Source organism: Streptomyces sp. NPDC002602 (genome assembly GCF_042889445.1).
In the GTDB taxonomy this organism is placed as follows: domain Bacteria; phylum Actinomycetota; class Actinomycetes; order Streptomycetales; family Streptomycetaceae; genus Streptomyces.
This window is the reverse complement of the sequence record NZ_JBIAQX010000011.1, coordinates 37574-52147: the sequence shown is the minus strand read 5'-3', so window position 1 is coordinate 52147 and position 14574 is coordinate 37574. Positions and strand designations below refer to the sequence as shown.

Annotated in this window: 13 protein-coding genes; 3 read left to right on the top strand and 10 right to left on the bottom strand. The window is 72.6% G+C overall.

Features of this window, described 5'->3' with window-relative positions; all coding sequences use genetic code 11:
* Nucleotides 1-96 precede the first annotated feature (96 nt).
* Nucleotides 97-789 carry an alpha/beta hydrolase gene (locus tag ACFYW3_RS25680; RefSeq protein ID WP_389387459.1) on the top strand — a complete coding sequence of 231 codons (693 nt, stop codon included), beginning with the start codon at nt 97-99 and terminating at the stop codon, nt 787-789.
* A 90-nt stretch (nt 790-879) separates the two neighbouring features.
* On the opposite strand, the gene ACFYW3_RS25675 is transcribed toward ACFYW3_RS25680, so the two are convergent.
* Entirely contained in the window at nt 880-1683 is an 804-nt protein-coding gene (locus ACFYW3_RS25675; RefSeq protein ID WP_351749674.1) for a diacylglycerol kinase, read from the bottom strand.
* Between the two features lie 184 nt (nt 1684-1867).
* Between ACFYW3_RS25675 and ACFYW3_RS25670 the strand changes: the two genes are divergently transcribed.
* Nucleotides 1868-3151 carry an adenylosuccinate synthase gene (locus tag ACFYW3_RS25670; protein WP_053676960.1) on the top strand — a complete coding sequence of 428 codons (1284 nt, stop codon included), beginning with the start codon at nt 1868-1870 and terminating at the stop codon, nt 3149-3151.
* A 413-nt stretch (nt 3152-3564) separates the two neighbouring features.
* Here ACFYW3_RS25670 and ACFYW3_RS25665 read toward each other — a convergent pair whose 3' ends face one another.
* From ACFYW3_RS25665 to ACFYW3_RS25645, 5 genes are all read right to left on the bottom strand, one after another.
* On the bottom strand, nt 3565-4131 hold the full coding sequence (locus tag ACFYW3_RS25665; protein WP_389387458.1) for a DinB family protein: 567 nt from the start codon (nt 4129-4131) through the stop codon (nt 3565-3567).
* 100 nt (nt 4132-4231) lie between these two features.
* Complete coding sequence (locus tag ACFYW3_RS25660) at nt 4232-5113, bottom strand: alpha/beta hydrolase (protein ID WP_389387457.1); 882 nt, start codon at nt 5111-5113, stop codon at nt 4232-4234.
* Between the two features lie 196 nt (nt 5114-5309).
* Nucleotides 5310-6614, bottom strand: coding sequence for a kynureninase (gene kynU / locus ACFYW3_RS25655; protein ID WP_389387536.1), 1305 nt, complete (start codon nt 6612-6614; stop codon nt 5310-5312).
* Nucleotides 6615-6618: 4 nt separating this feature from the next.
* Nucleotides 6619-7464, bottom strand: coding sequence for a tryptophan 2,3-dioxygenase family protein (locus ACFYW3_RS25650; protein ID WP_351749578.1), 846 nt, complete (start codon nt 7462-7464; stop codon nt 6619-6621).
* A gap of 128 nt (nt 7465-7592) precedes the next feature.
* Nucleotides 7593-8006 (bottom strand): DUF3151 domain-containing protein, encoded by a 414-nt coding sequence (locus tag ACFYW3_RS25645; protein ID WP_053676967.1) that lies wholly within the window; start codon nt 8004-8006, stop codon nt 7593-7595.
* 145 nt (nt 8007-8151) lie between these two features.
* On the opposite strand from ACFYW3_RS25645, the gene ACFYW3_RS25640 reads away from it, so the two are divergent.
* Nucleotides 8152-9330, top strand: coding sequence for a transposase (locus tag ACFYW3_RS25640; RefSeq protein ID WP_389387456.1), 1179 nt, complete (start codon nt 8152-8154; stop codon nt 9328-9330).
* A 272-nt stretch (nt 9331-9602) separates the two neighbouring features.
* Here the strand turns inward: ACFYW3_RS25640 and ACFYW3_RS25635 are convergent, their stop codons facing one another.
* The 4 genes from ACFYW3_RS25635 to fbaA form a co-directional block, all read right to left on the bottom strand.
* A complete protein-coding gene (locus tag ACFYW3_RS25635) occupies nt 9603-11525 on the bottom strand; it encodes a helix-turn-helix domain-containing protein (protein ID WP_389387455.1) in 1923 nt (640 codons plus the stop codon).
* Nucleotides 11526-11611: 86 nt separating this feature from the next.
* Nucleotides 11612-12301: a BTAD domain-containing putative transcriptional regulator gene (locus ACFYW3_RS25630; protein ID WP_389387454.1), complete on the bottom strand. Its 690-nt coding sequence runs from the start codon at nt 12299-12301 to the stop codon at nt 11612-11614.
* A 275-nt stretch (nt 12302-12576) separates the two neighbouring features.
* Nucleotides 12577-13326 carry a ScbR family autoregulator-binding transcription factor gene (locus ACFYW3_RS25625; protein ID WP_389387453.1) on the bottom strand — a complete coding sequence of 250 codons (750 nt, stop codon included), beginning with the start codon at nt 13324-13326 and terminating at the stop codon, nt 12577-12579.
* A gap of 195 nt (nt 13327-13521) precedes the next feature.
* Nucleotides 13522-14544, bottom strand: coding sequence for a class II fructose-bisphosphate aldolase (fbaA, locus tag ACFYW3_RS25620; protein WP_351749587.1), 1023 nt, complete (start codon nt 14542-14544; stop codon nt 13522-13524).
* Nucleotides 14545-14574: the final 30 nt, after the last annotated feature.

Here is a 14574-nt window from a genome sequence, read left to right as displayed (position 1 = left end):
CCGCCCGCCCGGGAATCGTGGGGGTGGCAGCGGATCCCGGGGCTTCGGGGATTCACAGCGCGCCCCCCGGGCGTCACCGAGAACCGAGAGGAACCCATGGCTGACAAGCCCGCCATCGTCCTGGTCCACGGCTTCTGGGGCGGCGCCGCCCACTGGGCCAAGGTCATCACCGAATTCGACCGCCGCGGCTTCCGCTCCGTCCACGCCGTGGAGAATCCCCTGACCTCGCTCGCCGACGACGCCGAGCGCACCCGCAAGATGATCCGGCAGATCTCCGGGCCGGTGGTGCTGGTGGGCCACTCGTACGGCGGCGCGGTGATCACCGAGGCCGGCGACCTGCCGAACGTGGCCGCACTGGTGTACGTCGCCGCGTTCGCCCCGGACTCCGGGGAGAGCCCCGGATCCCTCAGCCAGGAGAACCCGCCCGAGGCGTTCGCGAACATCGCCCCGGACTCGGACGGCTATCTGTGGATCAAGCGGCGCAAGTTCCGCGAGAGCTTCGCGCAGGACCTGTCGGCGGAGGAGGCCCTGGTCATGGCGGTCACGCAGAAGGCACCGCTCGCGTCGACCTTCGGGGACGTCGTCTCGGCGCCCGCCTGGCGGGTGAAGCCGTCCTGGTACCAGGTGTCCACCGCCGACCGCATGATCCACCCGGACAACGAGCGCCGGATGGCCGCCCGCATGAACCCCCGCAAGACCATCGAGCTGGACGCGAGCCACGCCTCGTTGGCCTCGCAGCCGGGCCCCGTGACGGACCTGATCGAAACCGCGGCCCAGGAGGTCGGCTGACCCCCGCCCCTCCGCGAAGGCTCCCTCCGCGAAGGGGCCCCTCCGAGGTGGGAGCCCGCGGGCCCGAGGGCGGGCCCGGATGCCCTCCCCTCACCTGGGGAGGGTCAGCGCCCACGCTCCCGGACGGAGCGTCCACGTCCGTCGGCGTACGGGGCCGGTGACGCCCGTGTGATCGGCCCGGTAGCGGAAGTCCGCCCCGGAGACCGTGACCGCCGTGGCCCGTCGCGTCCGGGTCGGGCAGCCGGCCAGCCGCACCACGACCTCCGCGGGCCCGCCCGGCTCCCGCGTGATCACCGAGACCTCCTCCACGGGGTGGTCCACATCGGCCAGCACCACGCCGTCCACCTCCACGCGCAGCCGGTGCACCTGCCCCGCCGGGGTCTGCGAGGGCGGCAGCAGGAGGCGCAGCAGCGACCGGTACTTGCGTACGGCCGGCGCCGAGGCCCGCGGGGGCGGCGTGATCCGCAGGCCTCCGAGCACCACCCCGTCGCTGTCGTCCACGAGCAGGTCCCGGTCGCACACGATGCCGTCGAGGGCCGCGCGCGCGGCCATCACCGCCGACAGCGGGACACCCAGGGAGCGGGCGAGCCCGAGGGAGCCGACGGGCCCGACCGGAATCAGTGACAGGGGTTCGCCGACGAGGTCACGCGAACGGTGCATCAGCGTCACCGCGCGTACCAGTGCCCGGTCGTCGCCGACGATCACGGGGCGCCGATGACCCCGGCGGGCCAGTGCCCGCGCGAACTCCTCCGGAGAGTCGGGGAGAGAAACTTTCGCGTGCGCCGCGGCACACAACACATCCTTCGCGATCCGCACAGACTCGCCGTCGAGACGGCGGGCGACCGGGTCGACGAGCACCAGCAGGCCGCCTACCGGCGCGCCCGCATGGCTCATGGTGGGCTCTGGAGCCGACACCTCGGTCCTTCCTCGGGTAGCATCTTTGTGCAAGAGGCCCTTGCGCTATTGCGCCAGGGCCTTCGTCTATTCCGGGGTACCGGTCCGACGGCTCAGCCTGCGGTGTACATCGTCGTACGCCCCCTGACCTTGGACATGCCCCATCCGGAAGAGGTGTACGCCTGTGCCCGCTCTTGTGCTGCTCGGAGCTCAGTGGGGTGACGAGGGCAAGGGAAAGGCCACCGACCTGCTCGGTGGATCCGTTGACTATGTAGTGCGCTATCAGGGTGGCAACAACGCCGGCCACACGGTCGTCGTCGGCGACCAGAAGTATGCACTGCACCTTCTCCCTTCCGGAATCCTCTCCCCCGGATGCACCCCGGTCATCGGCAACGGTGTCGTGGTCGACCCCGCCGTACTCCTCTCCGAGCTGCGTGGGCTCAACGAGCGCGGCATCGACACCTCCAAGCTGCTCCTCAGCGGCAACGCCCACCTGATCACGCCGTACAACGTCACCCTCGACAAGGTCGGCGAGCGTTTCCTGGGCAAGCGGAAGATCGGTACGACCGGCCGCGGCATCGGACCGACCTACGCGGACAAGATCAACCGGATCGGCATCCGCGTCCAGGACCTGTACGACGAGTCCATCCTGACGCAGAAGGTCGAAGCGGCGCTGGAGGGCAAGAACCAGCTCCTCGCGAAGCTGTACAACCGCCGCGCGATCGACCCGGCGCAGATCGTCGAGGAGATGCTCCAGTACGCGGAGCAGATCAAGCCGTACGTCGCCGACACGACCCTCATCATCAACAAGGCGCTCGACGAGGAGAAGGTCGTCCTCTTCGAGGGCGGCCAGGGCACGCTCCTCGACGTCGACCACGGCACGTACCCCTTCGTCACCTCCTCGAACCCGACGGCCGGTGGCGCCTGCACCGGTGCGGGTGTCGGCCCGACGAAGATCAGCCGTGTCATCGGCATCCTGAAGGCGTACACGACCCGTGTCGGCGCCGGCCCGTTCCCGACGGAGCTGTTCGACGAGGACGGCGAGGCCCTGCGCCGCATCGGTGGCGAGCGCGGTGTGACCACCGGCCGTGACCGCCGCTGCGGTTGGTTCGACGCCCCGATCGCCCGCTACGCGACCCGCGTGAACGGCCTGACGGACTTCTTCCTCACCAAGCTCGACGTGCTCACCGGCTGGGAGCAGATCCCGGTCTGCGTCGCGTACGAGATCGACGGCAAGCGCGTCGAGGAGCTGCCGTACTCGCAGACGGACTTCCACCACGCGAAGCCGATCTACGAAAACCTCCCCGGCTGGTCCGAGGACATCACCAAGGCCCAGACGTTCTCCGACCTTCCGAAGAACGCCCAGGCGTACGTGAAGGCCCTGGAGGAGATGTCGGGCGCCCCGATCTCGGCGATCGGCGTCGGCCCCGGCCGCACCGAGACGATCCAGATCAACTCGTTCCTGTAGGAACACGCGCATCGGCAGGTCCGATCGGAGGGCGGGACGCGTCACGCGTCCCGCCCTCCGGCGTACCGGCGACCAACGGTCCACCCGGTCATCCGTCCCGCCTTCCGTCGCACCCACGGTGATCGGAGCCGGCCCCCGTCACCCGAGGCCGGTCCCCCTGACATCACGTCGCTCGCGGGCGGTTCGTTCAAGACCGGGCGGAACCTTGCGGCCCACACTCCCCGCAGGACCTTCGCTGCGGCCCGCAGTGTGCGCGCAGCCGGTCGGCGACGGCGGCGGTCAGCGCGCCGGGGAGGGCGGCGGGGAGGGCGATCTTCATGCCCCGACCCTGGCGCGCGGCGGGCCCGGACCGGGCGACGGCGCGTCGGGCAGAGCAGTGGTGGCGGCCGGCCGCTCCGGGCGGCCGGCCCGCGTCATTGGCCCACTCGCCCGTCGACGCACTCGCGCAGCAGGTCGGCGTGCCCGCAGTGCCGGGCGTACTCCTCGATCCGGTGCACCATCAGCTCGCGCACCGCGATCCGGTCCCTGCCCACCCGCGCGCCCAGGTCGGGGTGCACGGCCAGTGCGGCGTCGGTCTCGGCCTGCTCCCGCTCCAGGTCCACGAACGCGGCGTCGACCACGGCCCGCTCCGCGACGGCTCCGTCGAAGTCCGCGTCCTTCTCGCCGTAGAGCTTCGGCACCGGGTCGCCGTCCGTGATCCAGCCGCGCCAGTCCCGTTCCACTTCCACGAGGTGGCGGACCAGGCCGAGCAGCGACATCGTCGAGGGCGGAACGGACCGCCGGGCCAGTTGCTCCGGATCCAGGCCCTCGCACTTCATCCGCAGGGTGATGCGGTAGTTGGCCAGGAAGTCCAGCAGCGTCGCGAGTTCGCCGTCCGGGCTGCCCTCGTTGTCGCGCGGGTCGTCGTCCGGATCGGCCCACATGTCGGGGTGCACGGTCGCCTGGGTCCATCGTTCGGGCTGATCGCTCATGCCTCGCATGGTGATCCGCGGAGCCCCGATCCGCCACCGAGTTCTCCTGCCGAGGTGACGAGGGGCGGGACACCCCGCCCCGGATCCACTCGTGCCGCGCGGCGGGCCGCTACCAGGCCAGTTGCGCGATCTCCTCGGAGACGACCGCGCAGGCGTCGGCCGCCGGGTCGATGAGCGGGAAGTGGCCGACGCCGTCGAGGAGGGTCAGTCCGACGAGTTCCCCCGCCTGAGCGGCGGCCGCCACGTAGGCCTCGGCGACCGCCTCCGGCACCACGATGTCGTCGCGGCCCTGGACCAGCGCGGTGGCGATCGAGGTCGGAAGGAGCGCGGCCGGGTCGGCGTGCGGAAGTCGGACCTCCCAGAACTCACTTGTACCGCCCAGCAGTTGGGCGGAGGCTCCACCACAGACGCCGAGTTCCTCCGCGACCGTGAAGTCCGCGATGGGGGCCAGTGCCACCACGCCGCGCAGGTGCGGCGCGGAAGGCAGCCTCCACGGGCTCCCGACCGGCAGGACGTGGCGGGCGGCGGCCCACAGGGCGAGGTGGCCGCCGGCGGAGTGGCCCGTCACGACGATCCTGCGGACGTCGGCCTGCGGGAGCGCCTCGCCCGCCAGCCCGGGCAGCGCGTCCATGGCCGCCGCGACGTCGTCGAAGGTCTCGGGCCAGCGGCCCGCGACGGGCCCTTCGGATCCCTGGTGCGGCAGTGAACTTCCGCGCCGGTACTCGACGTTGGCGACGGCGAAGCCCTGGCGGGCGAGGAAGTCGGCGAGGGGGGTGACGTGTATCCGGTCGTACGGGGCGCGCCAGGCACCGCCGTGCAGGAGGACGACGAGGGGGGCCGAGCCGGCTGCCGCGTCCGCGCGCGGGGCGTAGAAGTCGACGACCTGGTCGGGGTGTTCTCCGTAGGCGGCGGTGGCGTCCGGCTCGACCGGGGGGTGGGAGAAGGCCGAGTCGGCCTCGGCGGCGTCCCGTTCGACTGCGGGGTCCGTCATCGGCTCAACCTCTCGGTAACGCGTGTGACAGCGGGGACAGATGTTCCGGTGTTACGGCAGAGCGGGACCGTATCAGGCTGGAACGCGCCGTTCCGTGGCGGGGCGAGAACAGAAGGGCGCGGGCGGAGCCTCGGCTCCGCCCGCGCCTGTGACGCCCCCTGAGAGGTGACGTTTCGCCGCCACCTCCCCCGACACGTCACCCGAAAATGTGACCCAGTGTCCGGGCCGCGCGCTCGGCGTCGGCGAAACCGACGTAGAGCGGGGTGAAGCCGAAGCGCAGGACGTCCGGGGCCCGGAAGTCCCCGACCACGCCGCGGGAGATCAGTTCGGTCATGACCGCGCGGGCGTTCCCGGTGCGCAGGGAGACCTGGCTGCCGCGCCGGGCGTGCTCGGTCGGGGTGACGGATTCGACCGTGCCCTCGGGAACGTACGCGGCGACGCATTCGAGGAAGAAGTCCGTCAGGGCCAGGGACTTGGCGCGGACGGCTTCGACCGGCACCCCGTCCCAGGCGTCGAGGGCCGCTTCCAGGGCCAGCATGGACAGGATGTCCGGGGTCCCGACCCGGGCACGGGACGCGCCCGGCGCCGGGGTGTAGTCCGGGGTCATCGCGAAGGGGTCCGCGTGGCCGTTCCAGCCGGGCAGGGGGGAGTCGAAGGACTCCTGGTGGCGCTCGGCGATGTACAGGTAGGCCGGGGCGCCGGGGCCGCCGTTGAGGTACTTGTACGTACAGCCGACCGCGAGGTCGACGGCGTGCGCGTCGAGGTCCACCGGCAGCGCGCCGGCGGAGTGGCACAGGTCCCATACGGTGATCGCCCCGACGGCGTGGGCCGCCGCGGTGAGGGCGGGCAGGTCGTGGAGCCGGCCGGTGCGGTAGTCGACGTGGTTGAGCAGGACGACGGCGGTGGCCGGGCCCATCGCGGCGGCGGCCTCCCCCGGCTCGACCGGGACGACCGTGAGGCCGGTCATCCGGGCGGCCGAGGCGGCGATGTAGCCGTCGGTGGGGAAGGTCGCGGCGTCGACCAGCAGCTCCGTGCGGCCGGGCGCCGCCAGGCGGGCGGCTCCGACCAGGGCCTTGAAGAGGTTCACGCTGGTGGAGTCGCCGACGGTGACCTGGCCGGGGGCCGCGCCGACGAGCGGGGCGATCTTGTCGCCGATCCGCTCGGGGGCGGTCCACCAGCCGGACTCGTCCCAGGAGCGGATGAGCAGTTCGCCCCACTGGCGGCGGACCACGTCCGCGGTGGTGTCCGCCACGGTGGCCGGGAGCGCGCCGAGGCTGTTCCCGTCGAGGTAGACGACCCCGTCGGGGAGCGTGAAGCGCTCGCGGAGCTTGGCGAGCTCGTCGGCGGCGTCGAGCGCGGCGGCCCGCTCCCGCAGGTCGACGGCCAGGTCGACGGTCTGGTCGACGGTCTGGTCGACGGGCGGCTCGGCAGGCAGGTCGACGGTCAGGTCGACGGGCGGCTCGGCAGGCAGGCCGGCGGGCGACTCGGCGGTCGCGGGCATCGGCTCAGACATGGCTGCGCGCCGTCCACAGCTCGGGGAACACGTTCTTCTGGGCGCGCTTCTCCAGCCAGGTCACTCCGGCGGAGCCGCCCGTGCCGGTCTTCGCGCCCATCGCGCGGCGGGTCGCCACCAGGTGGTCGTTGCGCCAGCGCCAGACGAGTTCCGCGACGTCGGTCAGGACCTCGCCGAGCCGGTGCAGGTCGTGGTGGGCGTCCGGGTCGGCGTACAGGGCCGTCCAGACGGCCTCGACCTCGGGCGACGGCTCGTAGCGCTTCGACAGGTCGCGGGTGAGGACCGAGTCGGGGATGGCGAAGCCGCGGCGGGCGAGGAGGCGCAGCGCCTCGTCGTACAGGCCGGGCTCGTGGAGGGCCTTCTCCAGTTCGCCGTGGACGCGCGGCGCGCCCCGGTGCGGAACCAGCATCGACGCGGCCTTGTCGCCGAGCAGGAACTCCATGCGGCGGTACATCGCGGACTGGAAACCGGAACCCTCGCCGAGGGCCGCGCGGTAGGCGTTGAACTGTCCGGGGGTGAGCTGCGCCAGCGGGCGCCAGGAGGAGTTCAGGGCCTCCAGCTCGCGGAGGGATCGTTTCAGCGCGTCCATCGCGACGGGGATCCGGTCCTCGCGGAGCGCCTTCGCGGCGGTCTCCCACTCGTGGACGATGACCGTGAACCACAGCTCCATGACCTGGGTCGTCACCAGGAAGACCATCTCGCCGGGGTCGTCCGAGCGGAGGTGCTGGAGGTGGGTGAGGACGTCCGCCTGGACGTAGTCCTCGTAGGGGGTGGTGCCGGCGAAGTCGAGGTTCGGGGTGTCCGAACCGGCTCCGGAGGCATCAAGGGCTTGCGACATTTCTGTCTCCTCGACACGTGCTTCCGGGTAGCGGTCCGCTCCTTCCGTTTGGGTGAGTGGAGCCCCGGTCCCCTGCTCGCATCATAAGCAGGAGATCCGGAACCCCTCTAGGGCAGTCCGCCCGGCTGTTACGCGAGCGTGTCCGCCGCCGTCGGCGAGGAGTCGCGCAGGAAGGTCGAGCAGCGCTCCCACTCGGCCTTCTCGTCGATCGCGCCGGCCGCGCGGGCCAGGGCGTTCAGGGCGCGCAGGAAGCCCCGGTTCGGCTCGTGCTCCCACGGCACCGGGCCGTGGCCCTTCCAGCCGGCGCGGCGCAGCGCGTCGAGGCCGCGGTGGTAGCCCGTCCGGGCGTACGCGTACGACTCGATGGTGTTGCCGGCGGCGAAGGCGTCGTCGGCCAGGGTGGCCCAGGCCAGCGAGGACGTCGGGTGGGCGGCGGCCACCTCGGCGGCGGGCGTGCCGGCGGCGAGGGCCTCGCGGGGCGCGGGCTCGTCGGGCAGGTGGGTGGGGGCGGGGCCCCCGAGCAGGTTCTGGTGAATCGACATGGGCCCAGTCTGGGGCATCGGCCCCGCCCGCGGGGGTGGTGGTGGGGTGCCCACCATGCCGGGGCGAAGGGGTGTGCCCGGCGCACCTCCCCGCGAAGGGGGTCTCGGGCGGACGGTAGGGGGGCATCGACGAAGGGGGAATGTCGTGGACATCGGCATCGGCACCGACGCGGGCTCCGGCGGCGCTCGGCACGGTCGGCTGGACGAGGCCGTCGAGGAGCTGTGCGGCGCGGTGTTCCCGTCGCTCCGGCGGCGGGACCAGCGGGAGCGGGGACGTCAGTACGTACGGGGGCTGATCACGGTCGAGGGCCGCAAGTCGATCCGCAACATGGCGCACCAGACCGGGGGCGGCGGGCCCGCCGAGGAGCAGGCCCTGCACCACTTCATCGCCGGCTCCACCTGGGAGTGGGAGCCGATCCGCGCCGCGCTGACGCGGTACCTGACCCGGACCTCGCCGCTGAACGCGTGGGTGGTGCAGCCGATGGCGATCCCGCGGGGCGGGGAGCACTCGGTGGGCGTGGGGAACCGTTTCGACCCGTACCAGGGGCAGATGTTCCAGGGGCAGCAGGCCTTCGGGACGTGGTTCACCTCGGGGGGCGTGGCCACCCCGGTGGAATGGCGGATGCACCGGCAGGACGACGCCGACGAGTCGTACGAGACCTGCGCGCTCGCGGGGGTGACGGAGACCGCGCGGAGTGCGGAAGGGGGCGTACGGCCGGTGGTCCTCGACGTGCCCGACATCGCGACCCGCGCCACGGTGGGCCGGTTCGCGCAGGCCCGTGTGCCGCTGGTGGCACGGGTCGAAGCGGGGGCGCTGATGGTCCCGGCGGACGCGCGGCGGGCGGGCTCCGGGGCGGTGCCGATGGCCGCGCGGGACGTCCTGCAGAGCGTGCGGGGGCTGCGCGCGCCGGTGGAGTGGGCGGACCCGGACCGGCCGGGGGCGCGGCGGAGTTCCCTGGTCGCGGGCGTACGGGTGCTGTTCGCCGGGCGGGAGATGGTGCTGTTCGGGGAGTGGACGGACGCGCGGCGGCAGCCGGTGCAGACGTGGTTGACGGACCTGACGCGGGCCGCGCCGGCGGCGCTGTTGCGGATGACGAAGGAGACGGGGCGGGTCTCCCGGGCCGTCGGCACCACTCTGGGGCGGGTGGGTTTGCGGGACTTCACCGGGCGTTCCCCGGCGGGCTGGCACCGGCACGTGACGCTGGCCTCGGTCGCGCACGCGGCGCTGTGGCAAGCAGGCGGCCTGACCCCGCCACGAGCCACCCTGCAGGCCACCCCCGCAACCAGACTGACCCCCCGCTCCCGCTGCCCAACCCCCTGCTGACCCACCCCAATCCAGCCGTGCCGCCCGCCCAACCCCACCGACGCTTGAGACCCGGAGTCCGGCCCATCCAACCCCACCAACGCTCGAGGCACGGAGTCCGGCCCATCCAGCCCCACCGACGCTTGAGACCCGGAGTCCGGCCCATCCAGCCTCGCCGGCGTTTGAGGCGCGGGGTCCGGGGCGGAGCCCCGAAAGCCCGGCGCAGCCGGGGCCGCCCCGCGCAACGGCCCCGCACACCACCCGACCCCGGCCTCGGAGCAACCGGCGGAGCCCTACGCGTCCGCCCGGCCACTCGACCGCCGAGCGTCAAGCACCGCCCGCGCCTTGCGCAACCGCAGCGCCATCTGGATCTCCAGGGCCTGCGCCGGCTTCTGCCATCCCTCGCCGAGGAGTTCCGCGATGCGCTCCAGGCGGCGCGACACCGTGTTCGGGTGCACGTGGAGTTCCTCCGCCGCGTGTGTCGGGCTGCCGCCCGAGGCGAAGTACGCGTCCAGCGTGCGGGTCAGGTCGGTGAGGCGGTCGGTGTCGTATTCCAGGACCGGCCCGATGGTCGAGGCGATGAACGCCTCCACGTCGTGGTCGGCGGACAACAGCAGTCCGAGGAAGCCCAGTTCACGCAGCGAGGCCGTGCCCCCGGCCCCGTCCAGCGCGGTCAGCGCGTCCAGGCAGCGCACCGCCTCCGCGTACACCCGGGCCACTTCCCCCGGCCCGGCCGCGGGTCCGGCGGCGCCGGTGGACACGGCATGGCCGAGCAGTGGGGACAGTTCGCCGGACGCCCGGTGCGCGGCGGCGGAGGCGTCCGTGCCCGGGAGGACCAGCACGATGCAGCCCCGGCGGACCCCCTTGAGCCCGCCCATCCGGTACGCGTACGAGGACGCCCAGGCGACGGCCCTGCCCAGTTCCCCGCCTTCCGGCCGGGCCACCACGACCACGTGCGGCCGGTCCAGGTCGAGGCCGAGGCGGCGGGTGCGGTCCGGCAGGTGCAGGCCGACGGAGTGGGGCCGTTCCAGCAGGTCGGCCAGGAGTTCCTCGTGCACGGGCCCCTCGGCGGCGGCCGTACCGCGCTGGATGAGCATCAGGGAGGCCACCGACTGGGCGGCGAGCTGCAACAGCCGTACGTCCTCTTCCGCCAGCGGTGCGGACGCGCTGAGCAGCAGCACCCCGAGGTCCTCGGCGCCCGCCAGCACGGGCGCCAACCACACGTCGCCGGGCAGGCCCACGGGGCGCCGGTCGGTCAGCGCCTGGAGCGCGGCCTTGGTGACCGCCGCCTCGTCCAGGTCGGGGAGTTCGCCGGTGACGGTCAACGGCCGCCCGCCCGGGTCACGCACCTGGAGCACGCCGTCCAGCGCGTCGGCGGTGGCCCGCGCCAGGGTGGGCAGTCCGGCGCCGTCCAGGACCAGTCCGGCCAGCCGGGCGTGGCACTCCCAGAGGTAACGGACCCGGGTGAGCGCGGTGTTGGTGCGGGAGCCGAAGACCTCCAGTTCGTGCACCTCGTCCCGGGTCTGCTCCAGCAGCCGGGCCTTCTCGATGGCGACGGCCGCCAGGTCGGCGAGGGAGAGCAGCATGCCGATCTCGTCGGGCCCGAACCGCCGTACGGCCCGGTCGGCTCCGTAGAGCGCGCCCAGGGTGGAGTCCCCGCGGCGGAGCGGGACCGCGATGATCGCGTGCAGCCCTTCGGCCCGGACCACGGCGTCGATGCCGGGGGCATGCGCGATGGCGTCGTCGTTCAGGTAGTCGGCGCTCCAGACCGCGGAGCGGCGGTCCTGGGCGATGCTGCCCAGGCCGCGGCCGGTACCGAGTTCGAGGCCGACGTTCAGGGCGGTGGTCTCGCCCTCGGAGGTCCGTACGTAGGCGGAGCCGTCGGAGCGGCTCAGCGACAGCCAGGCCATGTCGAAGCCGAGGAGCTGGCGGGCCCGGCGGGTGATCAGCCGCAGCAGGCCGTCGATGTCGTAGGGCGAGGTCAGGTCGTGCGCGGTGTCGACCAGGGCGGTGAGGGCGGCCTCCCGCTGCTCGCGGCGCCGCGCGCTCCTGCGCACCGAGCGGGACAGGTCCACGGCGCGGGCGAGTCGGGCGAGTTCATCGCCGTCGGCGCCGGCCTCGCGGGCTTCGGAGAGCAGGGCGTCGTAGGCGCTCTGCGGGGCCTCCGCGACGAGCAGTTCCAGTACGGCCAGCGAGCCGCCCCCGTCTCCACGCATCCTGCCCCTCCCCCGCCCGACCAGCGTCTCTCTGTCCGGAACTCGAACCTAGGTTCCGGGTGACGGGGGGTCAAGCGGCGGCCGGTTCAGGCGAGGCTGAGCCGCGGGGTCGGGCGGGACGCGCGCAGCGCCTCGACGCGTTGCTCGGCGCGGCGCAGGTCGGCCAGGTAGGCGCCGCCGGACCGTTCGTGTCCGCCGCGCAGTCCGGCGAGTTCCAGTCGCAGTTCCCGGTTCCGTCCGAGGAACAGTTCGGCCTCGACCCACTGTCCGAGCACGGCGCGCCGGTCGGCGTCCAAGGCGGCGACGCGGCCGGCCAGCCAGGGGCCCACGTCGATGCCGGCGAGGGCGGGGCCGGTCCAGAGGTCGAGGGCGCGGCGCAGCCTGCGGGCCGCCTGTTCGAAGTCGCCCCGGCTCATGGCGCGGTAGCCGGCGCCCGCCTCCCGTTCGAACTCCTGGGTGTCGGATCGACCGCCGCCGGTGTCGAGAACATACCCGCCGCACCGCGCCGACAGCACCGTCCGCGCATCGCGCACCGATCCGATCGCCTGGGCTTGGGTGAACCGCTCGCGCAGCAGGCGCACGGCGGTGAGGAGGACTGACCGGGCGTTCGCGGTGGGGGTGTGGTGGGCCAACTCGTCGGCGAGCACCCGGATCGGCACGACCCGGTCGGGGCAGGTGGCGAGGGCGGCCAACAGGTGACGGGACTCCGGCGTGGGCGCCGTGACGGGCACCCCGTTCTCGCTGACGCGCAGCTTTCCGAGCAGCTCGATGTCCACGTATCCCCCCGGGTCCGAAGAAAAATAATACCCGGGAGCATTTTCTTGGGAAGAGGCCGGTGGGGAGAGCGTGTGAAGGGTGTCAGGTGGTGAGGGAGTGCCGAGTGAGGGGGCGGGGCGCCGGTCCGCGGGGTGCCGAGTGAGGGGCGGGGCGCCGGTCCGCGGGGTGCCGAGTGAGGGGCGGGGTGCCGGTCCGAGGGGTGGCAAGTGAGGTGGCAAGTGAGGGGGCGGGGGTGGCAAGTGAGGTGGCGGGGGTGCCGAGTGAGGGGGCGGCGTCAGGCCGTCACCGGCTCCTCCCGCCCCTCGCTCGCGACCATCTCACTCGCGACCACCTCGGGCGGGACGCCGGTCGGGCAGTCGGCCAGGCACTCGTGCCGGCCGTGCGGACCGTACAGCGCGCGGGCGCCCCGCCCCGGAGCGGTGTCCAGCCGGATCGCCAGGGGCGGGACCACCACGCTCGGGAGGATGTGGCTGTACATCTCCGAGGCCTGGGGGTCCAGATCCAGACCGAGCGTCCAGGCCATCCTGTTCAGTCCGGCGAACGAGCCCACGACCAGCCGCGAGGGAACCACCGGATCCACGTCCGGCAGGAGTTCGCCCCGCCGTTTCGCCTCCGTCAACACCTCCGTGTGCAGCTCGATCCACGCCGTGTACGGCGCCGCCTGGTCGAGTTCACGGCCGGCCCAGTCCAGGGTGAGTCGTGCGCTGGCCCGCATCAGCACGTCGTGCCGAAGCTGGTGGGCGAAGATCATCCCCATGTCGATGAACTCCTGCACCTTGTGGCTCTGGGGGAGGGCCTGCGGCTGACCCTGGTTCTGCGCGTCCACGACGGCCTGCGCCAGGTCGTCCTTCGAGTCGAAGTGGAAGTAGAGGGCACCCTTGGTGACCTTGGCGATGTTGACGATGTCGGAGAGCTTCGCCGCCTCGTAGCCGTGCTCCTCGAACACCGTCGCCGCCGCCTGCAGGATGGCCTGGCGGGTACGGACCGCCCGCTCCTGCTTGACCTGGGGTCGTCCCGTCCTCACGCCTGCCGCCTCTCCTGCCCCACCGCCATTACGTAACCGCGGGTACGTTTCTGTGAGTAGATTCCACACCATGGCCCGGGCGGCAGTCCACCGGCGTATGTCACCTCAGCCGGTGCCCGGCGCGCCGGGCAACGCGAAAGGGGCCCGCCGGTCCCCATGGGACCGACGAACCCCTCTACCGGGTACGGGACCGGACTACTTCAGCCGGGTACCGGTGGAACGCAGGTTGGTGCACGCTTCGGCGACGCGCGTGGCCATGCCCGCCTCGGCGGCCTTGCCCCAGGTGCGGGGGTCGTACTTGGACTTCGTGCCGACCTCGCCGTCGACCTTGAGCACCGCGTCGTAGTTGCGGAACATGTGGTCCACGACGGGGCGGGTGAAGGCGTACTGGGTGTCGGTGTCGAGGTTCATCTTCACGACGCCGTTCTCCAGCGCGGTGGCGATCTCCTCGGCGGTGGAGCCCGAACCACCGTGGAAGACGAAGTCGAACGGCGAGGACTTGCCGTACTTCTCGCCGACGCCGGCCTGGAGGTCCTTGAGCAGCTCGGGGCGCAGGACCACGTTGCCCGGCTTGTACACGCCGTGCACGTTGCCGAAGGAGGCGGCCAGCAGGTAGCGGCCCTTCTCGCCCAGGCCCAGGGCCTCGGCGGTACGGATCGCGTCGTCGACGGTGGTGTACAGCTCGTCGTTGATCTCGTGGCTGACGCCGTCCTCCTCGCCGCCGGTCGGGGTGATCTCGACCTCAAGGATGATCTTCGCGGCGACGGCCTTGGCGAGCAGCTCCTGGCCGATGGCCAGGTTGTCGGCCAGGGTCTCGGCGGAGCCGTCCCACATGTGCGACTGAAAGAGCGGGTTCAGGCCTCGGGCCACGCGCTCGGCGGAGATGTCGAGCAGCGGGCGGACGTAGCCGTCCAGCTTGTCCTTGGGGCAGTGGTCGGTGTGCAGCGCGACCGTGATGTCGTACTTGGCGGCGACGATGTGCGCGAACTCGGCCAGGGCGACCGCGCCGGTGACCATGTCCTTGTTGTGCTGGCCACCCAGGAACTCCGCACCACCGGTGGAGATCTGGATGATGCCGTCGCTCTCGGCCTCCGCGAAGCCGCGCAGGGCAGCGTGCAGGGTCTGGGACGAGGTCACGTTGATGGCCGGGTAGGCGAATTTCCCTGCCTTCGCCCGGTCGAGCATCTCGTTGTAGACCTCGGGGGTTGCGATGGGCATCTGTCCGCTCCTTGGATGTGCGGGGAGTGT